The organism is Anaerovorax odorimutans, from assembly GCF_024459955.1.
Lineage (GTDB): Bacteria > Bacillota > Clostridia > Peptostreptococcales > Anaerovoracaceae > Hominibacterium > Hominibacterium odorimutans_A.
Genome location: NZ_JANFXK010000006.1, coordinates 87,145 through 112,000 on the forward strand (window position 1 = coordinate 87,145; position 24,856 = coordinate 112,000).

Sequence of the window (24,856 nt, forward strand, 5' to 3'; positions counted from 1 at the left end):
GCTGCGGTAACTTTTCGCAAAATTGAGGCAAAGTTACGCAAAGTTGCGGGTTTGCGGGTGTCCGAAACCGCAGGAAGTGAAAATTTGTGCTTCCGGCTGTTTTATAGCTCGCAGGAGCGTTGAAAAACGCGTAACTTTTCGAGAAAAAAGGGATAAGTTACCGGGGCGGCCTTTTTGTTGAAGGGGCCTGATTCATAGCTATTCCAAAAACAAACTCATATAGTGTTCAATCATCAATTGATCCACAATCGTGCGGATGACGTAAGGCTCATAATACACCATGTTGTCCTGGGACTGTTTAATGTATTTTTCCCGAAACTGTTTCGGCGTGCATTTATACCATTCTTTGAATGCTTTGTAGTAATACTGGGGATCGGAAAACCCGCAGGCCTCTGAAATTTCAACGATTGTATAATTGGTATTGATCAGATACCATTCCGATTTGTTGGCCCTGATGTATGCGAGGATCTGCCTGAACCCAATGGACATCTTACGCATGAATTCGGAGAGATAGCTGCTGCTCAGTCCAAGATGCGCAGACAAGTCATCGAGGGCTATTTTCTCCTCCAAATGCTGGTCCACATAGGCATAGATTTCCTGAATCCTTTTCAGAATTTCTTCGTTGATCTCCGTTCTGCCGGAGTGAAAGAAAACAATATCAAAATGATGAACGAACAGATCGACGATGGATTCGGTAATACGGGTGATCTTAGCCGTATCCTGCTTTACGCTGCTGTCAAGAATAAATTTCAGCAGCGCGATCAAGATTCCCCGCAGGCGGTCGTGATAAACGGTCGGATAGGGCATGGTAGTTTCCGCGCAGCCCTCACAGACGAACAGGATATCTTTAATATTAGGATATTTTTTTTCAAACCACATTAAATCAACATAAAATGAAACGCACATATTGTAACCATCACTGTGCAGATAATATGCGTCCCGGTCCACAGAAACGTATTCGCCCGCATTGAGGGTGAACTCTTCATATGCGTAGGCGAACTTTATCGTTCCCGTGAGACAGAAGATGATCTCCAGCGTGCCTGCCTCATGCATGCAAAGGGGCTTGTCCTTAACCGAGTAGACGCTGATACTGAGGGGAGTGCCTTCTATTTGAATGATATTTTGCATAAATGAACTTTCCACTGATTACCTCCGTGTATGATTTGAAAACCATAGGTTCCTTTTTCCCGATGCCATGCTGCAACCCTATTCCGTTATTTTATATCACCTCTGTGAAAATAACAAATGGCTTTGCGAAGAAAAGATTTTTACTTGACATACCTAGAATCTCTAAGTATAATAACCGTACATAGAATTTCTAGGTATGAAAGGAGGTGAAAGTATGAAAATCGACAAAAATTTAATAGGCGGCAGCACCAATATGCTGATCCTGACGCTATTATCCGAAGAGGATTCTTACGGTTATCAGCTGATCCGTGAGCTGGAAGAACGTTCCGATCATACGTTCCAGTTCAAAGAAGGGACTCTGTATCCGATTCTCCACAAGCTGGAGAACAGTGGCTACGTTGCTTCCTACAAGCAGACGACGCCCCAGGGAAAATCCAGAAAATATTATCAGATTACGAAAAAGGGGCTTAAGCAACTGGAAGCGGAAAAAGAACAATGGAATATTTTTTCCGATTCCGTAAACAAAGTGATTGGCGGTGGTGTGTATGGTATGGCCTAAAAAGAAGGAAGGTTCTCATAGAGACGATTTTTTGAATGATGTGCTAAAGCAAATTCATTTTATCTGGGACAGGGCAGCGATAAAAAAAGAGCTGGAAGCTCATATTGAAGATGCGGCATGGGAGCTGCGGGCACAGGGCGTGGAAGCGGAAAAGGCCCAGCAGCAGGCTGTCGCAGCGATGGGAAACGCAGAAGAAATCGGAAAGGCGCTCAACAGGCAGCACCATTTCTGGCTGGGGTGGCTCTGGCTCATCAGTACGGCAGTGACAGCAGTGTTGATTTTCGTGTGTATTGGCTTTTCGCTGGGAGGTATTAATCAACTGGTGTCAGCCGCTGACTCTGCTGAAAAAGAGGTAAAAGCGGAATACAGCCAGCAGAACATTTCCTGTGTTACTCAGAAAATCGATAAGACAATTGATGCGGACGGATATCAGGTGACCATAGAAAAACTGATTCGCGGCACTGGAAAGGACCAGAGCGGATGCTTGATCGTATCTGTGAAGAAAGACTTATTTGGAGGGGAATTCTTCGATATATCCGGTCTCAAAGCAACTGCCGGAAAGGAAGAATTTTCTCAATCCTTGGGGGAACAGAACTCCTCCATGCGGGTGATATGGCAAAGGCAGGGTTTTAATTATCGCAGGATTGGTCTCAGTTTGAACCCTATTCCCAGAGACGCCGAATCGATGCATCTGAGCTTTGACCGGTATGGGAGAAGCTGGGACGTGGACATTCCTTTGAAGGAGGGCGGCGATGCGTAAACATATAAAGCTTACAAGAAAAACAAAAGTGGTTATAAATATCCTGCTGATCCTGCTGCTGGCTCTGATTCTGGGAACTGTTTTTCAGGTAAACCTGCTGCCGCAGCAGGCAATGCGGGATGAAGAAAAAAATATCGGCTTCGGACCTTCCGAGATCGCAGGCAGTGTGAAACAGGAAAATATCAGCATTGTTTTCGGCAACTGCGGACCATGGACCCTGTGCTCCATAGAAGAGCGAATCGGCGGTTTTCTTTGGAAACCCGCAGGTTTGCAAAGCGTCTATGACCGTGAAAAGCAAACGGGTGACTTTGGCTTTCGCATTGAAGAATCAAAGCCTCTGTACGAAACAAAGGCCGGCGAGACATATGAAATGCAGGGGATTCTCTACGGTTTGATTTCCAACCCGCAGATCACGAGAATTGAAGCCGAATTCACAGATGGGCGGACGGAAAAGGCGCAAATGCTGGATAAAGGAATCTTCTACATCCCGAAGATTTCCGGAGAATACACGGAATCGGAAACACTGGATTGCTTAAACGAGGAATATACAGTGGGAGAAAATTTATATGACGGTCCATGCCCCGAAATCCAGTGGGAGATCAAAGCGGTGACAGGCTATGATGAAGATGGAAATGCGGTGCGGAGAGTGGAGGATTACCATAAAGGAAGGGAAGCCCTGGTTGCGATGGAATAACGAGAAACCAGTGGTTTAAGTCAGGTCCGCCATCCTTTCGCTGTCAATCTTGCCATTGCAAAACCATCCTTTTGCACCTATAATAACTAGTGTACTGTCCCGCCGGCAATCGGGCAATCCGATCAGCCGGATAGAAAAGGGACCGTGCAGCATGTAAAAGGAGAAAAATAATGAGCAAGATTGACACTGTATTATTTGATTTTGACGGGACCGTCATGAACACCAACGAGGTAATCATCAATTCCTGGCAGCATACCTTCAAAACGCTGGAAAACCGGGAAGAAGATGTTGAAAAGATTATAGAAACCTTCGGGGAGCCTTTGCAGATAACCATGGAAAAATTGTTTCCCAATGTACCGATAGAGCAATCCGTGGAAATTTACAGAAGCTATCACCGGGACAACTTCGGCGAGCTGATCTCCCTGTTTCCGGGAATGAAAGAGCTGCTGGCCGAGCTGAAACAGCGGAATTATAAAACGGCAATGGTAACTTCCCGGCTTCGGAACACCACCCAGCAGGGTTTGGAAAAATATGAGATCGCGGACTATTTCGATACGGTGGTTACTGCCGACGATACGGACAAGCACAAACCGGATCCTGAGCCCATCCACATCGCTCTGGAAAAACTGGATTCTGCCCCGGAGCGCAGCATTATGCTGGGGGATACCATGTTCGATATCCTCTGTGCCAAGAACGCCGGCGTCAAATCCGTGCTGGTAAGCTGGGCCATGGCTGTGACCGAAGAAGAGAAAACCGGACCCAATAAACCGGATTATATAATCGAAAAAGCAGAAGACCTGCTGGACTTGATCTAAGGGTAATTGGAACACAAATCTCAAAAAAGAAGAAACCGTTTTGCACAGGTCGAGGACCCTGCCGCAGCAAAACGGTTTCTGTTCTTTTATATCAGCTTTGTCGTCCACTTACTGCAATCCCATACATCCGTCACCACATCCTGATAAAATTCCGGCTCGTGACAGATCAGCAGAACGCTTCCTTTATAATCGATCAGCGCGCGCTTCAGCTCCGCTTTGGCGTCCGCGTCCAGATGATTGGTCGGCTCGTCCAAAAGCAGAATATTGCTTTCGCAGTTAATCAGCTTGCAAAGCCGTACCTTGGCCTGTTCGCCTCCGGACAGAACCCGCACCTGACTTTCAATGTGCTTGGTGGTAAGGCCACACTTGGCTAGAGCCGCGCGCACTTCAAACTGATTCAGTCCCGGGAATTCATTCCACATCTCCTGGATACAGGTATTGGTATTCCCCGGCGGCATCTCCTGCTCAAAATAGCCGATCTGCAGATAATCGCCCAGCTCGCATGTCCCGGAAAGAGGCGGAATCAGGCCCAGGATACTTTTCAAAAGCGTCGTTTTCCCGATGCCGTTGGCTCCGATGAGCGCAATCTTCTGTCCCCGCTCCATGGAAAGGTTCAGGGGTTTTGAAAGCGGTTCATCATAACCGATGACCAGATCCGCAGTTTCAAATAAAACCTTCCCAGAGGTACGTCCCTTCTTAAAATTAAATTCCGGCTTGGGTTTTTCCGCCGCCAGCTCGATTAAATCCATATTGTCCAGTTTTTTCTGACGGGACATGGCCATGTTGCGGGTGGCTACCCGCGCCTTATTGCGGGCTACGAAATCCTTCAATTCACTGATTTCCTGCTGCTGCCGTTTGTAAGCGGCCTCCAGCTGCGCCTTCTTTACCGCATAAACCTCCTGGAATTTATCGTAATCGCCCACATAGCGATTCAGCTCCTGGTTTTCCATGTGATAAACCAGATTGATTACACTGTTGAGGAAGGGGATATCGTGGGATATAAGAATGAAAGCGTTTTCATAATCCAGCAGATACCTCCGCAGCCATTCGATATGCTCCTCATCCAGGTAATTGGTCGGCTCGTCCAAAAGAAGAATGTCCGGCTTCTCCAAAAGCAGTTTTGCCAGCAGGGTCTTGGTCCGCTGGCCGCCGGAAAGATCCGACACATCCTTGTCCAGCCCAATGTCCGTGAGCCCCAACGCCCGGGCGACCTCTTCAACCTTAGCGTCAATAATATAAAAATCGTGCATGGTGAGCATATCCTGAATTTCTCCCAGCTCATCCATCAGCGCGTCCATCTCCGACACATCGGCGCTTCCCAGCCGGTCGCAGATCTCATTCATGCGCGCCTCCATCTCAAATAGATAGGAAAAAGCGGATTTCAGTACATCCCGCATAGTCATGCCTTTTTCCAGAACCGTGTGCTGATCCAGATAACCGACGCGGCAGTTCTTTGCCCATTCCACGCGGCCCTCATCCGGGGCCAGCTTACCGGTAACAATATTCAGAAAGGTAGACTTTCCTTCACCGTTGGCGCCCACAAGACCGATATGCTCGCCGGCCAGAAGGCGGAAGGAAACGTCATTAAAAATGGCCCTGTCTCCAAAGCCATGGGATAAATGTTCAACTGTCAAAATGCTCATAAAAAACTCCTTAAATTGATAAAAGTATTATAACCTTATCCGGCGAAATGGGCAAGCAGATTTCGGTGAGCTGGGCGGGCTATGTTTCGCCCATGAGTATAAACAGAACCCGGCCAGAGCGAATGATATCAAGATCCGTATATTGCAAATATGGCGTAATTATGATAAAATTATGCCATAAAGAATGTGCAAAATATGGAGGGTAAGAAGATGATTAATATAAGACCGGTTTCCGATTTAAGAAATAATTTTACGGAAATTGAATCAATCGTAAGAGAAGGGGAAGCAGTATATCTTACTAAGAACGGATACGGTTCGATGGTGGTTTTGAGTCTTGAGCAGTATGCGGCGCTGACAGAAGACGTAGAGCTGAAATTAGATGAAGCCGATAAAGCTGCGGCAGCAGATGCAACAAGATTTACAGCAAATGAAGTGTTCGGAAGAGTAAGGGAGCGTATGAATGGAAGTGAGAAGGATTCTATATAACAATAGAAATATAAAAGATAAGCTATGATGCCATTGGAAAAACCCGATTTTTCGGGTTTTTTTGTGTAGAAAATATCGAATGCGCGGCATTTGCTGTATTTCAAAAAAATCTACAACAACAAAACCCATTGACTTTTCCTGAAAATAAATTATAATATTATAAAATAGTTTGACTATCAAACTATTTTATCTATAAACAATAAAAACAGCATCAAAGGAGGACGATTTGGGCGTAGAAATTGTAGGATTGGGAAAATGCCTGCCGGAAAAAGTCGTAACCAATGACGACATTTCCGATCTGGTCGATACGGACCACACCTGGATCATCGAGAGAACCGGCATTGAACAGCGGCATGTGGCTACGGTTGAGACCGGCGTGGATCTGGCGTGCGGAGCAGGGGAAGAAGCACTGCGGGGGATTGACCGGGATTCCATCGGTCTGGTACTGGTAGCCACCGTGACGCCGGATGCCATGGTTCCGGTGACCAGCGCGCAGGTAAAACGGAGATTGGGACTGGAAAACGCAGTAGCCTTCGATATAAACGCTGCCTGCAGCGGCTTTATGTACGGACTGTGGAACGCGGAGGCATTGATGAAAAACGGAGCCATGCCAGGCTCCAATACAATGGAAATCAAAAGGGCGCTGGTGATCGGCGTAGAGCGCCTTTCCAGGATCACCAACTGGGAGGAACGTTCCAGCTGCATCCTGTTCGGGGACGGAGCCGGAGCGGCCGTGCTGGAAAACAGACCGGGCAGCTCGGGAATACTGGCTACATACCTGAAAAATTACGATGACGAAAGGGGCGTATTGACCTGCGGCAAGGAGTATCATAAGATCCCCTTCTGGCAGGACGAAATACAGCCGCAGCATCTGGCCCTTCGGGGAAAGGCCGTATTCAAATTCGCAGTCAATTCCATTGAAGAGGTAACCATGGCGGCTTTGGAGAAAGCGGGACTGACTCTGGATGACATCGACTGGTTCGTACCGCATCAGGCCAACGGCCGGATCATGATTGCCGCGGCACAGCGGCTGAACCAGCCCATCGAAAAATTCCAGATCAGCATCAACAAAAGCGCCAATGTTTCTTCAGCAAGTATTCCAATGGCATTGTATGATCTTTCAAAAACTGGTAAAATGGAGAAAGGCGATAAAATTGCAGTCATGGGATTCGGCGGCGGACTTTCTGCCGCTGCGGCCATTATAGAATGGTAGAAAAGGGCATTCCCATAGTCAGATAGGAAGTAGGAGGAAAATGAAATGGTAAATGTATGCGAAGTATTGGGCACTGAATATCCGATTATCCAGGGAGCCATGGCGAGAATTGCCGAATGCAACCTGGCAGCGGCCGTGAGCAACGGCGGCGGACTGGGAATCATCGCGGCAGGCGGTGAATCAGCGGACTGGCTGAGGGAGCAGATCAAAAAGACAAGAGAAATGACAGACAAGCCTTTCGGTGTCAACATCATGCTGCTGGCCCCCAATGTGGATGAGCTCATCGATGTTGTTTGCGAGGAAAAAGTACCGGTAGTAACGACAGGCGCGGGAAATCCGGGAAAGTATATTGCTAGAATGAAGGAGTGCGGTATTAAAGTTGTCCCGGTTATCGCGAATGTGGCTTTGGCTCTGCGTGTGGAACGTGCGGGAGCCGATGCGGTAGTTGCGGAAGGAACAGAGGCCGGAGGGCATATCGGAGAGACTGCGACCATGGCGCTGGTTCCGCAGATCGTAGACGCAGTGAAAATTCCGGTTCTCGCTGCCGGAGGCATTGCTGACGGCAGGGGCATCGCCGCAGCCTATATGCTGGGCGCCAAAGGCGTGCAGGTAGGAACCAGATTCCTGGTAGCCAACGAATGTATCGTGGCTCCAGGTTATAAAAACGCTATTTTAAAAGCAAAGGATTCTTCCACCGTGGCCACCGGCCGGAGCACGGGCCACCCGGTAAGAGTCATTAAAAATAAACTGGCCAGAGAAATTCTGGCGCTGGAAAAGAAAAACGAGGACGTGGAGAAGATCAACGAGCTCTGCACGGGAACCTTGGCCGCCGCAGTGCGCGACGGAGACGCGGATCATGGCAACATCATGTCCGGACAGATCGCCGGTATGGTAAAGAAGGAACAGCCGGCAGCAGAAATCATCGAAGAAATGTTTAAGGAGGTAGAAGAGATTTATGAAGATCGGAATCACATTTGCAGGACAGGGCGCTCAGTATAAAGGGATGGGCAAAGACCTGTACGACACATATGAATCAGCAAAAGAAATTTTTGACATGGCGGGAGACCAAGTGAAGGAATGGTGCTTTGAGGGCGATGAAGAGACTTTAAAGCAGACCCACGTCACCCAGCCATGTATCTATACAGTGACGATGGCCGCTTACAAAGCCTTTCTGGAAGCCCTGAAAAAGGCCGGCATGGAAGACGATGTGGAAATTATCGGTTATGCGGGATTCAGTCTCGGCGAATACGCGGCTCTGACCGCAGCCGGAGCAATTGATGAAATTAAAAAAGGCATGGAGATCGTAACCAAGAGAGGCCAGCTGATGAATGAAGCCGGTTTGGGGCCTGATGGCAATCCCAGGGGCGCGATGGCAGCCGGAATGGGAAAACGGGAAGCGATCCTGGAAGTGGTGGAAGAAGTCAGAGAAGATGGGATTCTGGAAGGCGTAAACTTCAATTCCCCTGCCCAGACGGTAGTAGCCGGCGATAAAGAAGCGATTGAACGTTTTGTTAAAGCCGCGAAGGCAAAGAAAATCAGAGCCATGGTGCTGCCTGTGGGAACGGCTTTCCACAGTCCAATGATGGTTCCGGCGGCAAAGGAGCTGAAAAACGTGCTCAAGGAGGCGGGACTGAAAGCTCCTGGTGCGAAAATCTACGCCAACGTTACCGCAGAAGATATGATGAAGGATTTTGACGGCACAGACCCGGTCGAATACCTGGCGGATATCATGTCCAGACAGGCCATGAGCCCGGTTTACTGGGAAGAAACAATCCGCAATTTCAAACGCGACGGCGCAGAGGTGCTGGTGGAAATCGGACCGGGTAAGACTTTATCCGGACTGGCCAAAAAGACCGACCCTGCCATCGCGAGATTCAATATCGAAAACGCAGAGAGCCTGCAGCAGACGATCGAAGGGCTGACGGCTCTGAAAGAAGGAGAATAGATATGTTACAGGGAAAATCAGCTATCATTACAGGCGGCGTCCGGGGCATAGGCAGAGCGATTGGAGAGGAATTCTGTAAAAACGGCGCCGACGTGCTGCTCTGCTATCGAAGCAATGACGAGCAGGCGCAGAAAACAGCCGCCGAGCTTGCGGAGCATGGGACGAAAGTCGAGCTTTTAAAAGGCGACGTGGCGGACCCGGAGACAGCCAAAGCTGCTGTAGCAAAGGCCAAAGAGCTGTTCGGCAAAGTGGATATTTTAGTCAATAACGCGGGCATTACCAGAGACAAGCTGCTGATGCGCATGTCGGGCGCGGATTTTACCGATGTGATAAACGCCAACTTAAACGGCTCCTTCTATTTCCTGAGCGAAGCTTCAAAGGTTATGATAAAGCAGAGATCCGGCAGGATCATCAACATGTCGTCCGTTGCCGGAGTAAAGGGGAATCCGGCCCAAGTCAACTACAGCGCTTCCAAGGCGGGCGTCATCGGCATGACCATGTCGGCGGCAAAAGAACTGGGAAGAAGAGGGATCACCGTCAATGCCATCGCGCCGGGATTCATTGATACGGACATGACCGCCGTGATGACGGACGATCAGAAAGCAAAGATTGCTGAGGCCATCAGTCTGGGCCGCACGGGAAAGCCGGAGGACATCGCAAAGACCGCGTTGTTTCTGGCTTCCGACAGCGCTTCTTATATTACAGGACAGACCATCTGCGTAGACGGCGGATTAACCATGTAGAGAGAAAGGATTTGAATTAATGGAAAAAAGAGTTGTAATTACAGGCAGAGGAGCCGTTACACCCGTTGGAAATAATATTGCCGATTCATGGGCCAGCATCAAAGCAGGAAAACACGGAATCGCGGAGATCACCCGCTTTGATGTCACTTCCCATAAAGTAAAAATGGGCGCGGAAGTCAAAGATTTTGTTTTTGAAGATAAACGGGAAGCCAAGAGACTGGACCTTTCCTCCCAGATGGCCCTGACAGCCGCAGGAGAAGCGGTGGCGGATTCAGGCATTGTCAGCGGTGAAAACGTGAAAGCGGAACGGTTCGGCGTGTTCGCCGGGACCGGAATCGGCGGCATCTCCACCCTGGAAAACGAAGTGACCAAATGTGTAAAAAAGGATAATCCCGCAAGAGCATCCGCTCTGCTGGTGCCCATGGTAATGCCCAACGCCGTATCCGGCAATCTGGCGATCAAATTCCAGGCGAAAGCATCCTGCTTCGGTGTGGTTTCCGCCTGCGCGGCCGGTACTCACAGCGTGGGAGAGGCTTTCCGCAACGTAAAGCACGGCTATGCGGATGTGGTTCTGGCAGGCTCTGCGGAATCCGTATTCACACCCGTATGCTTCTCCGGATTTGCCAACATGAAGGCTATGTCTACAAGAACGGACCCCTCAAGATGCTCCACACCGTTTGATGCGGAACGAGACGGCTTTGTGCTGGGAGAAGGTGCCGGTTTTCTGATTTTAGAAGAGCTGGAACACGCGCTGGCAAGAGGCGCGAAGATCTACGGCGAGATGGTGGGCTACGGAGCCACCTGCGATGCATACCATATCACGGCACCGGCGCCGGACGGCGAAGGCGCGGCCAACGCCATGGAACTGGCGCTGCAGGAAGCGGGCATCGCACCGGATCAGATCGACTACATCAATGCCCACGGAACCGGAACGCCATACAATGATTTGTTTGAGACGAATGCCATCAAAAAAATCTTTGGAAACGATACAAAAGTTCCTATCAGCTCCACCAAGAGCATGACCGGACATCTGCTGGGAGCGGCAGGTGGCATCGAAACCGTATTCTGCGTAGAAGCCATCAACGATGGATTCATTCCGGCTACCATCGGCCTTGAAAAGCCGGACCCGGAACTGACGCTGGACTATGTGCCAAACGAAGGAAGAGAGGCAGATCTGAACTATGTGCTCTCCAATTCCCTGGGATTCGGCGGACACAACGGCAGCATTATTGTCAAGAAGTTCGAGAAATAAGGTGATAACATGTTAATGAATCAGGAACAGATCAAAGAAATCATTCCCCACAGAGAGCCCTTCCTTCTGGTGGATGAAGTGGTGGAAATGGAAGCGGGCAAGTCGATTACGGCCATCAAGCACGTAAGGGAAGAGGAATATTACTTTCAGGGCCATTTCCCGGAGAGAAAAGTGATGCCGGGCGTTCTGCAAGTGGAAGCTCTGGCCCAGGCCGGGGCGGTCGCTGTCCTTTCTCTGCCGGAAAACAAAGGCAAGCTGGCTTTCTTCGGCTCCATCAAGGAGGCGAAATTCAAGCATCAGGTGGTCCCCGGCGATACCCTGACCTTGAAGGTGTATTTTGAAAAGCTGAGAAAAAGAGCCGGCACCGGAAAAGCTGAGGCTTACGTGGGCGACAAGCTGGCCTGCAAATGCGAGATCATGTTTATGTTTGAATAAGGAGCGTCCAAGGTGGATAACGTCAGAAAAATCAACGATATTTTAGTAAACCTTTTCAATGTGGTTTTAAAGCTGGAAGAAAAGGCGATTAAAGAATCCACCCGCAGGGACCTTTCCATAACAGAGCTGCATACTCTGGTAGCCATCGGCGAGGGAAAACCCAAGACCATGAGCCAGGTTGCGGCAGCCTTAAAGATCAATGTCAGCACCCTTACCGCAGCAGTCAATAAGCTGGTGAAAAAGGGATATGTGGACCGGTTCCGTATCCCGGAGGACCGGCGGATCGTAAAGATACGTCTGACGGACGAAGGCGCCTCAGCGGTGCGGGAGCACGAGGAGTTCCATACGGCCATGATTCGGGAGGCCATTTCCCAGATCCCGGAGGATCAGGTGGGAAAATTCATCGAATCCATCGACAATATCAATGAATACCTGCTGATGCGCAAGCACCCTCCGGCCAGGGACCCGGGACCCTTTGCCATGAAACCTCTGAAACTGGGCAAAGTGACCGTACCGGTACCGATTTTTCAGGGAGCTCTCAGCATCGGTCTGTCTATGAGTTCGCTGGCAGCCGCCGTGGCAAAGGAAGGGGGCGTCGGTGTTATAGCCGCGTCCAAGATCGGATTTCGCGAGCCTGATTTTGACGCAGACCCGCTGGCAGCCAACAAACGGGTTTTGAAAAGAGAGATTCAAAGGGCGCTGCAGCTGGTGCGGGACTGTGAGGGCAGAGGACCCATCGGCGTCAACATTATGTGGTCTTCACGGCATCCTCAGGAATATGTGGAGACGGCCGTAGCGGCCGGCGCGGAGGTGATTATCTGCGGGGCGGGAGTGCCGATCAATCTTCCCCGCTACTGCAAAGATAAGAAGGTGGCGCTGGTTCCAATCGTATCATCCAAACGGGCAGCAAATATCATTATCCGAAACTGGGCCAAGAAGTACAACCGCACGCCCGACGGGTTTATTTTCCAGGGACCGCTGGCGGGTGGATATCTGGGAGTCAAGGAATTCCAGATGGAAGCGGCGGCAGAGGATTTTTACAAGAACATCGCCGATCTCAAGGGAGAGCTGGAGGATTTGGATCACTGTCCGCTCATCGTCTGCGGCGGCATCTATACCAGAGAGGACGCAGAAAAAGTCTATGCCTATGGTGCCGATGGCTTTCAGATCGGTTCCCGCTTTGTGACCACCAGAGAATGCGATGCCTGCGAAGCGTTTAAGAACGCCTATTTGAACTGCAGTGAAAAGGATGTTACAATTATTACGAGTCCGGAGGGCTTTCCGGGAAGGGTGATCAAAAGCCCTTATGTTGACCGGATCAGCGAGGATCCCCGGTGTATTACACAGGGACTGATCAACGCGGCCCTGGGGGATTTGGATAACGGCCTGATATTCTGCGGAAGCAAAGTTTACAAAGCGGATAAAATAGAAAGCGTGGCCGATATCTTCAACGAATTCACACGATAACAGATTCCGGGGGAGGAGAACGGGTTTCATGCTTCATATTTATTATGGCCGCGAAAATATCAATAAAGATAAATTCATATTCGATTCTATAAAAGGCAAAACCCTGCTGCTTGTACCGGACCAGTTTACGTTACAGGCGGAGAGGGATGCCTTTTTTTATCTGGGAGCAAGAGGACTTATGGATCTGGAAGTGGTCAGCATTTCCAGGCTGGGCCTTAAGATCCTGGCCGAAACAGGCGGCGGACGGACGGCGCTCATTGACAAGTATGGGCGACATATGCTGCTGACCAAGATACTCACAGAAAGGAAAGAAGAGCTTTCCATCTACCGGGGGCTGGAAAAAAAGCAGTCCTTTATTGAGATGGTCAACAATTTTATTTCCGAATTAAAACAGTACGGCACCACGCCTCAGGAGCTGGAGAACATTGCTCAGGGCTTAGGTGAGAGCACGTTCCTGAGAAAAAAGCTAAGGGATATCGGTCTGGTATTCGAGAGCTACGAAGAATATATAAAGGACAAGTATCTCGATACGGAAGATTATGTCAGCCTTTACGCTGAGAAGATCACCGCTTCGGAAAAGATCAGAGATTCTGCCGTCTGGGTATACGGCTTTGATTCCTTTACCCCCAAAAATACGGAGGTCATCGGACAGCTGATGCGGACGGCCAAAGAGGTAAATCTGGTATTGACTTATGGAGAAGGGGGCCGGGATGGGGAGCTGTTCGGTCTTCCCGGGAGCATCATGGGAAAGTTCTGCCGCCTGGCGGAAGAACAGGGAATCCCGTGGGAAAAGTCGGCCATTTCTCAGGATTATCGGGTCGGGGAAAAAGCTCCGGCAATCCTTCATTTGGAGCATGAGCTGTATGCCATACCGGTAAAGGCGTCGGAGGAGCACGATGGCATCACGCTGATGCGGGCTGCCAACTTTTACAGTGAGGCGGAATCCGCGGCAGCGGAGGTATTGTCCCTGGTTCGGGATGAGGGCCTGGAATATAAGGACATCATTTTGATCTGCAACGATATGGAAACCAGAGGTTCTATCGTCAAACGAGTTTTTTCCCAGTACGGGATAGAGCTGTTTTTAGATAAAAAGCAGAATATTCTCCATAACCCTGCATCTGTGTTTATTCTGTCGCTTTTGGATATCAGCAGCAAAGGCTACCGAACGGAGGATGTTTTTCGTCTGCTCAAGACCGGCCTCACATCTCTTGCATGGGATGAGATTGAGGAACTGGAGAATTATGCGAGAAAATTCCGTATCCGGGGAAGCCGGTGGAAGAAAGCTTTCACCAGAGGGGCCGGTGAATACGGAAAGGAAGGACTGGAGCAGCTGGAATGCTCCCGCAGAGCGTTTGTTGAGCTGGTGGAGTCCTTTTCCCAGAAGTTCAAAGCGGGCGGCACGGTAAAAGAACGGGTACGGGCCCTGTATCTGTATCTGGCGGAGGATTGCGGTCTTCCGGGAAAACTGGAAAACATGATCCGCAGACAGGAAGAAGAAGGATATCTGGAAGCGGCGGAGGAAACTGCCCAGGTCTGGGGCCTGGTTATGGATGTGCTGGATCAGTTCGTGGAAATCGTAGGTGAAGAGACGATTCTCGCAGACAGTTTTGGGGATATTTTCCGGGCTGGCCTGGAGTCCATTGAAGTGGGCCTTCTTCCTCCTTCCGCTGACGGGCTGATTATGGGAACCATGCAGCGAACCAGGAGCGGACCTGTGAAAGCTATGTTGATCCTGGGGGCCAACGAGGGGCTGCTTCCGGCTTCGGCGCCCATGGACAGTATTCTCAATGAGGATGAGAAGCATTATCTCGCGCAGCAGGAAATTGAAATCTGTAAAGTGGATGAGATCCGTCTTCAGGAAGAAAAACTGGCCATCTATAAAAACCTGGCCAGACCGGGAAGGCGGCTGTGGATCAGCTATTCGGCTTCGGATGGCGACGGACGGGAAATAAAACCTTCCTCCATATTCAGCAAGATTCAGGCGATTTATCCGAATCTGGAAGTGGAGCAGGATCTTGTGAGCAGAGGCGTGCCGATGGAGCTTTTGCAGGCCGAAAACGCAGCGATGGAGCATCTGACTGCGGCTCTCCGGCGGACCATGGACAGCGGGGAACTGGATCCCGGGTGGCAGACGGCGGTTTCCTGGTATCGGGAAAATCGGGATATTGCCCAATTGCAGGAAGGCATTTTCTTCACCAACAAGCAGGAGGATATTTCCAAATCCTTTACAGAGGCGCTTTATAAGCGGGAGCATCCTCAGGAGCTGGCGGTCAGTCCGTCCCGGCTGGAACAGTACAGCCGGTGCCCCTTCGCCCATTTTGTCGGATACGGACTGCGGCCGGAGGAACAGCGAATCTACGAGCTGGGCGGCAGAGAAATCGGCGACCTGTATCACACTTGCCTGATGGAGATATCCAGGTGGCTGACAGAGGACGGCATTCCGGTCAATGACCCGGCTTCCAAATGGATGACCGTATCCAAGGAAGAGTGTGAAAAAAAGATTGGCAGCATTGTGGAAAGAGAATCGCTTTTGTATCGGGAGGGCATCCTTGCTTCCGGCAGTGAGGAAACGTATCGAACAAAACGGCTCCGTGAGATCTGCAATGAAATAAGCTGGATCATGATCGACCACGTAAGGCGGGGCAGCATCCGCACCATTGCTTTCGAGCAGGCGTTCGGCAGGGGAAAGAGTATCCCGCCGGTAACGGTGGAAACGGAGCAGGGGCAGGTCTTCATCGAAGGCAAGATCGACCGGGTGGATCTTCTGGAGGACGGCAAAGTTAAGATCATCGACTATAAGACAGGGAACGAAAAGTTTAGCGTCAATGAGGCGGAAAAAGGCTTTCGCCTGCAGCTGATGCTCTACCTGAAGGCCGCGCAGCAGCAGGAACGGGAGCCGGCGGGCGTATTCTATTTTCTCATCAGTGAGCCGTCCGTAAGCGCAGAATCAATCCGCCCTGAGGAGCTGACTGAAAAGGTGGAGCTGGAGGCGAAAAAAGCCTGCAAAATGGACGGGGTCATGGTGGATGATCCACAGGTGATCCGGGATATTGCCGGCGAGTTTTCCGGCTACTCCGATGTGGTGCCGGTCCGACAGACACAGAAAGGCTTTTCCGGTACCGGAGCGGGAAAGCTGATGGACGAAGAGACCTTCCGGGAGCTGCAGAAAAATGTGGACGAGAAGGTTGGGGAGCTGTGCGAAGAACTGCTGCGGGGAAATATAGCCGTAAAGCCGAAAAAATCCGGCCAGGTGAGCGCCTGCACATACTGCAAATACAAAGGTATCTGCCAGTTTGACCTGGCTTTTGAAGGATGCAGATACGAAATCATTTAAACGGAGGAAAAACATGATAAGAATTGATATGGAAAAATGCATTGGATGCATGAAATGCGTATCCGTATGCCCCTTTACAGTGCTGGGGGAAAAGGACGGCAGACCTCAGCTGAGGGAAGGGAAAGCCTGTCTTAAATGCATGCACTGCGGTGCGGCATGCCCGCAGAACGCTGTTTCTTTTGACGAAGAGGACTCCGTGCTGCCGCAGCCGCTTCCGGTACTTTCGGAAGAATTCCCTCAGCAGCTGGAGCAGCACATCCTGATGAGAAGATCCTACCGCCACTTTAAACCGGAGCCGCCAGAGCGGGAAACGATCCGCCATGCGCTTGAGCTGGCATCCTGGGCACCCAGCGCGAAGAATCAGCATCCGGCCAAATGGATCGTCATCGACTCAAAAGAAGTGATCGAAAAAATGATGCAGTACATACTGAAATACGTCCGGGAAAGCGGAACTTCTCCGGAGATCGCTACTGAATACGAAGAGGGAAACAACGTAGTGATGGGCACCGCGCCCATGCTGATCCTCTGCTATGCCAGAAACAACGCCATCAATTCCCCGGCGGATACGGCCATTGCCATGACTACGGCAGAACTGATCCTGCAGGCAAGAGGAATCGGCACCTGCTGGTCCGGCTACCTGACCAGACTGTGCAACTCGATCCCGCAGATTCGGGAGCTGCTTCCGCAGCTGCCGGACAACAACAGCTTCTACGGCGCCTTTATGGTCGGTTATCCGCAGAATGAAGAATATCTGCATATCCCCCAGCGATTAAAGCGGGAAGATATTCAGTGGGTATAAAGGGCGGGCGATGTTGAGCGGATTGGCGCGGCGCCATCCTCAATAGACAGGGCTTAGCCTTGCGGCCCCGGGCGGTAACTTTTCGCAAAAAACGATGCAAAGTTACGCAAAGTTGTGGGTTTGCGGGTACTCGAAATCGCTAAAAGTGAAAATTTGTGCTACAGGTCAGTTTCGGAGGTCGCAGGATCGTTGAAAAATGCGTAACTTTCTAGAAAAATCAAAAAAAGTTACCGGCACTTTGCCTTTTGGGCAGGTTTTTATATGTACCGCATCTTGCAGCGCTGTGCCAGTCTTGAATGGACTTAGCCCAGGCCTGCTAGATGCGGTGTTTTTTCTGCCGGAATCCGGGAGATCTGCGGCTCCGGTCTCACAGGGTCTGCCGCTGCATGGTTGATACCTTTCTTTCCATAATGTATACAACAGTCACAGCCATACTGCTTTGTTTAATAACCCCCAAAAAGGTCTTAGTTGCTATTATTCATTATATGGAAGTCGAATTACGCCGCAAAAAAAGAAAGAAGAGTCAGAAAAGTTCGAAAAAACACAAGTAAATTATAGCAGGCAGCCGTAGAATTCGGTACAATAGAGATATAATCGTAATCGGACTATATGGGCACTGTCGAGAGATGGGAATTGTGAAACAAGCCCGATATGACTCATTTGTTACAGTTAAAACCATTAAGGAGGTGTATTTATGGAAAAACTACAAAATACTCAAAAAGTATCCTTTGGCAAGAAAATCGGTTACAGCGTAGGCGGTGCTACGGATACACTGGCATATGATTTTATTGCGGCGTTCCTGCTATTCTTTTTAACAGACTTTGCGGGTGTAAGCCCTGCCTGGGCGGGCAGTATTATAACGATCGGTGTAGTGTGGAACATGATTATGGACCCGATCATCGGCAACCTGGCAGACCGCACCAAGACAAGATTCGGCAAAAAAAGAACGTTTCTGCTGATAGCGATTATCCCGTTATTTGCTTCTTATCTGCTGCTGTTTACAAGACTAGGCGGAATTACAACTTCGACAGCAAATATCTATTTTCTGGTTATGACATTGTTGTTCTGGATGTCCTATTCCTGTTTCTGCATTCCTTACTATTCCATTGGCGCCTCCATGACCATGAATAACGAGGAAAGAACCAAGATCAGAATGCTGTCTCAGATCATTCAGTATGTAGGCGTGTTTTTCTCAACAGTTGCGCCGACTATGTTTGTGTCCTTCTTCAAAGACTACGGATTTTCCGATTACAACGCATGGCACTACACGGCATGGATCGAAGGCGCGTTATGCGTGGGAACTCTGATTATCGTATTCCTGTCAACCAAGGGCATTGAACTGGATTTTGAAGAATCACCGGAAGAAAAGGAAAAGACCGGATTCTTTAAAGATTATATTGAGGTACTGAAGGTAAAACCTTACTTATTGATGACGCTTTCATCCCTGTTTTTCAGAATCGGCTACTGCCTGTTCCTGACGACAATGGCCTATTTCTTCCTCTATGTAGTGGCACTCAGCGAAATGCAGATGAGTATGTGTACGATGATTATTTCCTTCGGCGGAATCATCGTTATCGCCCTGCTGATGAAAATGGTAGAAAAAATCGATAAAACCAAGCTTTATTGCGTGCTGGTTATCGCCTCCGGCGTGGCAATGATTATCTTCAATTTTGTAGAAGTCAACTCCATTGGAATCGCGTGTCTCCTGGCCACCTGCTATGTTATAGGCTCTTCCGCTTACTGGTCGATGAATATGCCGATTATGTATGATTCCATTGAAATAGACGAATTCCAGTGCGGAAAGAGAAGAGAAGGCACCATGACTTCCGTATATCTGTTATGTCAGAAAGCCGGATATGCCATCGCAGCCGCAGCCATCGGAGCAGTTCTTGCCAACGTTGGTTATGACGAAACCCTGGGAGCGGCCAATGCGGAGCCGGTACTCAATGCTATTCAGATGATGTTCTGCCTGGTATCGGGAATCGCATTCGTGCTGAGCGGTATCGTAATCTTCTTCTACCCGCTGAAACAGGATGTGTACAAGAAGATGTACGCACAGCTGGAAAACAAGCGTGCGGGAAAAGAATTCAATACGGAAGGCTTTGAGCACGTATTAAATAAAAAATACAGATAGTAAAGAACCGTACATAACAAACGGGAGGTTGAAAAATGACAGACAGCACAGTACAGGATGTTTTATATAAAAACGGAAAAATTTATACCGTAGACGCCAATGACAGCTGGGCTCAGGCCTGTGCCATAAAGGGAAACAAATTTACCTTTGTTGGCAGCAATGAGGAGGCAGAAGCCATAAAAGCTGAGAAGGTCGTTGATTTAGAGGGGAAAATGGTACTCCCCGGATTCATTGAGGCTCATGCCCATGTGACATGGGCGTCCATTGACGCGGTTTTCAAAGTAAGCCTGTTTGGCGGAGAATGCGCGGACGATTATCTTGCGGCAATAAGAAAGTTTGTGGAAGAGCATCCGGACTTACCGGTATATGAAGGCGCAGGCTGGGAAAATCCCATGTTTGAAAAAACAGGTCCGTCCCGCAAACTGCTGGATGAAATCTGCGCTGACAAGCCAATGATGATGTGGTCCCACGACAAGCATTCCCTGTGGGTCAACACCAAAGCCATGGAAGTCTGCGGAATTACAAAGGACACACAGGTTCCTCCGGGAAATATCATCGAAAAGGAAGAGGACGGAACTCCCAAGGGAACGCTGAGAGAGTTTGCGGCCATCGCCCTGGTGGATCCCATCAAACCGGTATTTTCAAAAGAAAATTACAAGGAGGCCATAACCTGGGTACAGAAGCATTTGGCGCAGTACGGAATCACTTCCATGCTGGATCCTATTTTGGATCTGGATGAGAACAGTATTCCGGCGTTGCTGGAAATGAGCGAAAACGGCGAATTGATCTGCAAAACGAGGGGCGCTTACCGCAGCTTTGAAAACGACCCGTACAAGCATATTGATTTGTATGAGAAAACCAGTGCGCGGGCGAATTCCCATATGTTCAAGATCGATCAGATGAAAATCATGGCGGATGGAGTAATCGAAGGAAAGACCGGATATTTAAAGGAGCCTTACACAGGAGAGACGGAATACTGCGGTGACCCGATCTGGGACTTTGACGTTCTTTCCCAATTCTGCAAAAAGGCCGATCTGCTGGGACTGGATCTTCACTTCCATGTGATCGGAGACGCAGCCGCCGCAATGGTCCTTGACGTTCTCGACGACATCGAAAAGGATAACCCCAAAAGAGACCGCCGCTGCGTAATGACCCACCTGCAGGTGGTGGACCCTGCGGATTACAAGCGTATCGCGGACCATGACGTGACCGCTGTGACCAACCCGTACTGGCACTTTAAATACAGAGGTTTCTTCGAAGATATCGAGGTGCCGTATCTGGGAGAACGGGCATACAAAGAGTATCCCATGAAGAGCCTGACTGATGCCGGTATCCGGCTGGGCGCGGCCAGTGATTATAACGTAACTCCAATACCGGCGCCTTTGAGGGGCATTCAGATCGGTGTCACAAGAGTTGGCATCGATGAAGACTCCTCGGACATGGACCTCGTTTTGGCACCGGAGGAACGGGTATCCGTCGACCAGCTGGTGAAAGCCTTTACCATCGGCAACGCCTACGCGTGCAGAATGGAGGATATCGCGGGCTCCATTGAAGTCGGAAAGTGCGCGGACATGGTAATTCTCGAAAAAAACATCTTTGAAGAGCCGGTAGACGATATCTATAAAGTAAAAGTCTGCCAGACCATCTCGGAAGGCAAAGTGATCTACGAAGGATAATGTTTCAGGCACAAAAACAGAGCTTCCCAATTGTGACAAGTATTGCGATTGGGAGGCTTTTTTTGCCCTGTTGCAGGGAATGATACAAATATGATGCAAGTCTGATATAATCTATCTTAGTTAAGAGGAGGGGAGCCGCTTGAATAAAATACTGATTGTTGAAGATGAAAAGCCGATTTCCGATCTGATTCGCATGAGCCTCACAGATGCGGGATATTCCTGCGTCTGCGCCGGCGATGGGGAAGCGGCAGCGGACTTGCTGGAGAAAGAATCTTACGATTTGGTTCTTCTTGATATCATGCTGCCAAAGGTCGATGGCTATGAATTGCTGGCATATATTAAAACACTGGGCACGCCGGTCATGTTTCTCACCGCAAAGGGAGACGTCAAGGATAAAGTAAAAGGGCTGAAAATGGGCGCTGAAGATTATATCACAAAGCCCTTTGAAATTATGGAGCTTCTGGCGAGAGTGGAAACCGTGCTGCGGCGCTACAACAAGGCACAGCAGTATCTGTCCGCATACGACATTACGGTGGATACCCTTTCGCGGATCGTTAAAAAAGGAGAGACGGTCGTAAAACTGACAGCAAAGGAGTATGATCTGCTGCTGTTGTTTTTACAGAACAAGAATATCGCCTTATTCCGCGACCGGATTTACGAAACTGTCTGGGGCGATACCTACATGAGGGACAGCCGCACGGTGGACCTTCATATCCAGCGCATGCGCAAAAAGCTGGGGCTGGAGGACAAGCTGGTGACTGTTTACAAAATAGGCTACCGCCTGGAGGTGCGCGAGTGAAATTTTTCTGGAAACTGTTTTTCAGCCTCATGATCGTTACCATGGCTTTTTTCAGCATCGGAGGATACCTGCTGATCCAGTCGGGTTTCCGCGCATCGCTGGAACGGGAGGTGGACATGGCTTACCGTGAAAACGAAATTATTTCGGACGCCTTGGAACAAAGCCTTGATTGGCAGGCATCTTCCGCTTACAAAAGAGAACAGACAAAAGAGGAAAGCTACAAACTGCTCAAGCGAATAACAAGTAAAACGATTGCCAAAAGCTCGGGCAAAGTGATTCCTTATTCCATAAAGGATGAAAAGGGCAGCGTTTATGCCGGTGAAGATTTGCTCGATTCTGTGGATTCACTGGTGAAAAGTCTGGATCGCGGCCAAAGAGGATATAAAATTACAGAGAGCGGAAATGCCTACTATATTTTGTGCGCAAGTCCGCTGGAGATGCTGGATTTTCCATTCTACATTGAAAGCTATCGCCAGATTACGCCGCTGTTTCATAACAGGCAGACGCAGTACAGGAGCTATATCTCCTTACTGCTGCTTTTGTTTGCAGTCGGCATTGTTGTTACCCTGATCGTCAGTGCATGGCTGATGCGGCCGATAAAAAAACTTTCAAAGGCCGCAAGACAGCTGTCCGACGGCTGCGATATCCAACCAGTGCCGGTTTACAGCAGAGATGAAATCGGACAGCTTACTCAGGATTTTAACAGCATGGCCGGGCAATTGGCGGAAAATGTGGAAGAGTTGAAAGATGCTGCCCAACGACAGGAATTGTTTGTCAGCAGTTTCAACCATGAGTTGAAGACACCTCTGACCTCCATGATCGGCTATGCGGATTTATTGCGTTCAAAAAAACTGTCTGAGGAACAGGTGATTCTCTCGGCAGATCAGATCGTTCAGGAGGGAAGACGGCTTGAAAAGCTGTCCGCCACACTGATGGAACTGATTGTCATTAGAAATCAAGAGATTCCCCGCAGGCATGTATCCGCCCACACCTTTTTCAATTCTGTCCGCAATACGGTGCTGCCGATTATGAAACAGAAGCATATCGATTTTTCGACCACAATAGAAGACGGCGTGCTGCTCATAGAGCCGGACCTGATGAAAACGGTCTGCATCAACCTGCTGGACAACGCTTATAAAGCTGTACAGGAAAAAGGGCAGATTTGCTTGCGCGGAGTCTGTAAAGATTCAGGTTATGAAATTATCGTTTCTGATGATGGATGCGGGATCCCGCAGGAGGAACTTTCAAAGATCACCGAGGCGTTCTATATGGTAGACAAAGCCAGAGCCAGAGCCGGCGGCGGAAGCGGTCTGGGACTGGCGATCTGTGCCCGGATCGTTGAGGTTCACAATGGAACCATGGAGTTTGCGAGCCGTCCGGGAGAGGGCACACAGGTAACAATTGGTTTAGAAGGAGGCTGCGATGATGAAACAGCTTAAGACAATCCTTCCGTTTTTCCTCGCCATATTACTTTTATCCCTGTCGATTTCGATTCCCATTATCCTTTCTGCCGTGCAGGATAAAGCCCTTTTATACCGGGCGAAGACGGAGACTGTCACCAAAGGAAATGTTCAAAAGTCCAATGTCTCTATTTTAGACCGGCTGAGGCTGCTGTACAACTCCGAAACAGTTTTTGAGTATCGTGCTATCGTTAAAGATTTAGACCCGAAAGGATATTTAGAAGATGAGTCTGTGCAGCAGGTCCTGAAAGAACTGGAGAAGCTGCAGGAACGCGGAGGATTCCCTGATTTTGATCTCCACGAGGAGCTTAAAATCAATGGAGATATATTCAGTAAGAGCAGTTTACTGTCAGATGACGGATGGGAGCTGCCTGTCTATACCCTGGAGTTTTCAACACCCACTGTCACCTTCAACGTCTGGGCTGACGCAGATACCTATACAATCTATCAATATGAAGTAAAGGCGCCTGAAACCATACGGGACACCGTAGATGAAGAAACAGTTGCAGCTGTTTTTTCAAGCTATCTGTCCATCAGCACAAAGCAATTCAAATCCCTTTATTCCTTTACAAAGGGAAATAGAGTCAGCCTTAAACTGCAAGACAGCGAAATAAAATGATGCAGTTTTGATACAAGTTGGCCCCAACTTCGACGCATCCCCTTTGTATGATTTTACAGAGGGGATTTTTCATATATGTTTCTCTTTGGAAGGGAGAGGAAAATGGGGAGAAAAAAGAGGAAAAGGGGCAGAATACGGGACCGAACAGTTATCATCGGCCTTGCCGCTCTTGCTTTGTTGATCGGCATGCTGTATTTCAGGAATACGCGTCAAACGGCAGATGTTTCGAAACCCGCACCCATACAGGCCGCGGCGCCAATTGAATCGAAAAAACAGACACAGGGAGCGCGGACCAATAAAAAGGATCCGCTGCTCACCCTGGTCAATGGCAAAAATCCGTTGCCTAAGGGCTGGAAGGCGGACCTTGTTCCGCTTGAGGGCGAGCATAGTATTGACCGCCGGGCATACCCGGGTCTGAAGAAGATGCTTGAGGATGCCAGGGCGGCAGGCCTCGATCCGCTGATCTGTTCCTCCTACCGGACCAATGAACTGCAAACCAGGCTGTTCAATGAACAGGTCAAGGCTTATCAAAACCGGGGCTATGAAAAAGAGGCCGCTGAACGGGAAGCCGCAGTCTGGGTTGCCGTGCCCGGAACCAGCGAACATCAGACGGGACTTGCCGCGGACATTGTTTCCGTAAGCAACCAGAATCTGAACCATTCACAGGAAAACACGGCGGTGCAAAAATGGCTGATGAAGAATTGCTGGAAATACGGCTTTATTCTGCGTTATCCGTCTGATAAGAACAGTATCACCGGCATTGGCTATGAGCCCTGGCATTACCGCTATGTGGGAAAGCAGGCGGCCAAAGAAATTTATGAACAAAGCGTTTGCCTGGAAGAATACTTGCGGCAATGAGATAATAAAATTCATAGTGTAACTTACGAGTTGTCTG

At 49.4% G+C, this 24,856-nt stretch carries 22 protein-coding genes; 20 read left to right on the forward strand and 2 right to left on the reverse strand.

The annotated features are described in order from the left end of the window. Nucleotides 1–198 precede the first annotated feature (198 nt). A complete protein-coding gene (locus NE619_RS06950; protein ID WP_256131671.1) occupies nucleotides 199–1,128 on the reverse strand; it encodes a helix-turn-helix transcriptional regulator in 930 nt (309 codons plus the stop codon). Between the two features lie 214 nt (nucleotides 1,129–1,342). Here NE619_RS06950 and NE619_RS06955 point away from each other — a divergent pair, with 214 nt between their 5' ends. From NE619_RS06955 to NE619_RS06970, 4 genes are all read left to right on the forward strand, one after another. Further along, nucleotides 1,343–1,687, forward strand: a complete 345-nt coding sequence (locus tag NE619_RS06955) for a PadR family transcriptional regulator (protein WP_256131673.1) — start codon at nucleotides 1,343–1,345, stop codon at nucleotides 1,685–1,687. Next, nucleotides 1,674–2,447, forward strand: coding sequence for a permease prefix domain 1-containing protein (locus NE619_RS06960; protein WP_256131674.1), 774 nt, complete (start codon nucleotides 1,674–1,676; stop codon nucleotides 2,445–2,447). The genes NE619_RS06955 and NE619_RS06960 overlap by 14 nt, the downstream gene beginning before the upstream one ends. After that, the gene (locus tag NE619_RS06965; RefSeq protein WP_256131675.1) at nucleotides 2,440–3,141 is read left to right on the forward strand and encodes a hypothetical protein; all 702 of its coding nucleotides are present in this window, start codon (nucleotides 2,440–2,442) and stop codon (nucleotides 3,139–3,141) included. Before NE619_RS06960 ends, NE619_RS06965 begins: the two co-directional genes overlap by 8 nt. Nucleotides 3,142–3,311: 170 nt before the next feature. Then, nucleotides 3,312–3,956: an HAD family hydrolase gene (locus NE619_RS06970; RefSeq protein ID WP_256131676.1), complete on the forward strand. Its 645-nt coding sequence runs from the start codon at nucleotides 3,312–3,314 to the stop codon at nucleotides 3,954–3,956. 86 nt (nucleotides 3,957–4,042) lie between these two features. Here the strand turns inward: NE619_RS06970 and NE619_RS06975 are convergent, their stop codons facing one another. Then, complete coding sequence (locus NE619_RS06975) at nucleotides 4,043–5,599, reverse strand: ABC-F family ATP-binding cassette domain-containing protein (RefSeq protein WP_256131677.1); 1,557 nt, start codon at nucleotides 5,597–5,599, stop codon at nucleotides 4,043–4,045. 210 nt (nucleotides 5,600–5,809) lie between these two features. Here NE619_RS06975 and NE619_RS06980 point away from each other — a divergent pair, with 210 nt between their 5' ends. The 16 genes from NE619_RS06980 to NE619_RS07055 all read left to right on the forward strand — a co-directional run bounded on the left by NE619_RS06980 (nucleotide 5,810) and on the right by NE619_RS07055 (nucleotide 24,819). Then, on the forward strand, nucleotides 5,810–6,085 hold the full coding sequence (locus NE619_RS06980) for a type II toxin-antitoxin system Phd/YefM family antitoxin (protein ID WP_256131678.1): 276 nt from the start codon (nucleotides 5,810–5,812) through the stop codon (nucleotides 6,083–6,085). 226 nt (nucleotides 6,086–6,311) lie between these two features. After that, nucleotides 6,312–7,298, forward strand: a complete 987-nt coding sequence (locus NE619_RS06985; RefSeq protein WP_256131679.1) for a 3-oxoacyl-ACP synthase III family protein — start codon at nucleotides 6,312–6,314, stop codon at nucleotides 7,296–7,298. A gap of 45 nt (nucleotides 7,299–7,343) precedes the next feature. Next, nucleotides 7,344–8,297, forward strand: coding sequence for an enoyl-[acyl-carrier-protein] reductase FabK (gene fabK / locus NE619_RS06990; RefSeq protein WP_256131680.1), 954 nt, complete (start codon nucleotides 7,344–7,346; stop codon nucleotides 8,295–8,297). Further along, a complete protein-coding gene (locus NE619_RS06995; RefSeq protein WP_256131681.1) occupies nucleotides 8,254–9,243 on the forward strand; it encodes an ACP S-malonyltransferase in 990 nt (329 codons plus the stop codon). Before fabK ends, NE619_RS06995 begins: the two co-directional genes overlap by 44 nt. Before the next feature lie 2 nt (nucleotides 9,244–9,245). Next, nucleotides 9,246–9,986 carry a 3-oxoacyl-[acyl-carrier-protein] reductase gene (gene fabG / locus NE619_RS07000; protein ID WP_256131683.1) on the forward strand — a complete coding sequence of 247 codons (741 nt, stop codon included), beginning with the start codon at nucleotides 9,246–9,248 and terminating at the stop codon, nucleotides 9,984–9,986. Nucleotides 9,987–10,005: 19 nt separating this feature from the next. Then, nucleotides 10,006–11,238 (forward strand): beta-ketoacyl-ACP synthase II, encoded by a 1,233-nt coding sequence (gene fabF, locus NE619_RS07005; protein WP_256131685.1) that lies wholly within the window; start codon nucleotides 10,006–10,008, stop codon nucleotides 11,236–11,238. A 9-nt stretch (nucleotides 11,239–11,247) separates the two neighbouring features. Then, nucleotides 11,248–11,673, forward strand: a complete 426-nt coding sequence (gene fabZ, locus NE619_RS07010; RefSeq protein ID WP_256131686.1) for a 3-hydroxyacyl-ACP dehydratase FabZ — start codon at nucleotides 11,248–11,250, stop codon at nucleotides 11,671–11,673. Nucleotides 11,674–11,685: 12 nt separating this feature from the next. Continuing rightward, entirely contained in the window at nucleotides 11,686–13,140 is a 1,455-nt protein-coding gene (locus NE619_RS07015) for a nitronate monooxygenase (RefSeq protein WP_256131687.1), read from the forward strand. A 28-nt stretch (nucleotides 13,141–13,168) separates the two neighbouring features. Continuing rightward, nucleotides 13,169–16,474, forward strand: coding sequence for a PD-(D/E)XK nuclease family protein (locus NE619_RS07020; protein WP_256131689.1), 3,306 nt, complete (start codon nucleotides 13,169–13,171; stop codon nucleotides 16,472–16,474). Nucleotides 16,475–16,487: 13 nt separating this feature from the next. After that, nucleotides 16,488–17,273, forward strand: coding sequence for a nitroreductase family protein (locus NE619_RS07025; RefSeq protein ID WP_330640676.1), 786 nt, complete (start codon nucleotides 16,488–16,490; stop codon nucleotides 17,271–17,273). Between the two features lie 694 nt (nucleotides 17,274–17,967). Next, nucleotides 17,968–19,407 carry an MFS transporter gene (locus tag NE619_RS07030; RefSeq protein WP_256131690.1) on the forward strand — a complete coding sequence of 480 codons (1,440 nt, stop codon included), beginning with the start codon at nucleotides 17,968–17,970 and terminating at the stop codon, nucleotides 19,405–19,407. 35 nt (nucleotides 19,408–19,442) lie between these two features. Further along, nucleotides 19,443–21,083, forward strand: a complete 1,641-nt coding sequence (locus NE619_RS07035) for an amidohydrolase (RefSeq protein ID WP_256131691.1) — start codon at nucleotides 19,443–19,445, stop codon at nucleotides 21,081–21,083. 139 nt (nucleotides 21,084–21,222) lie between these two features. After that, nucleotides 21,223–21,882, forward strand: coding sequence for a response regulator transcription factor (locus NE619_RS07040; protein ID WP_256131693.1), 660 nt, complete (start codon nucleotides 21,223–21,225; stop codon nucleotides 21,880–21,882). Continuing rightward, nucleotides 21,879–23,321, forward strand: a complete 1,443-nt coding sequence (locus NE619_RS07045; RefSeq protein ID WP_256131694.1) for a sensor histidine kinase — start codon at nucleotides 21,879–21,881, stop codon at nucleotides 23,319–23,321. Before NE619_RS07040 ends, NE619_RS07045 begins: the two co-directional genes overlap by 4 nt. Beyond that, on the forward strand, nucleotides 23,305–23,961 hold the full coding sequence (locus NE619_RS07050) for a hypothetical protein (protein WP_256131695.1): 657 nt from the start codon (nucleotides 23,305–23,307) through the stop codon (nucleotides 23,959–23,961). Before NE619_RS07045 ends, NE619_RS07050 begins: the two co-directional genes overlap by 17 nt. 102 nt (nucleotides 23,962–24,063) lie before the next feature. Next, on the forward strand, nucleotides 24,064–24,819 hold the full coding sequence (locus NE619_RS07055; RefSeq protein WP_256131697.1) for a M15 family metallopeptidase: 756 nt from the start codon (nucleotides 24,064–24,066) through the stop codon (nucleotides 24,817–24,819). Nucleotides 24,820–24,856 lie beyond the last annotated feature (37 nt).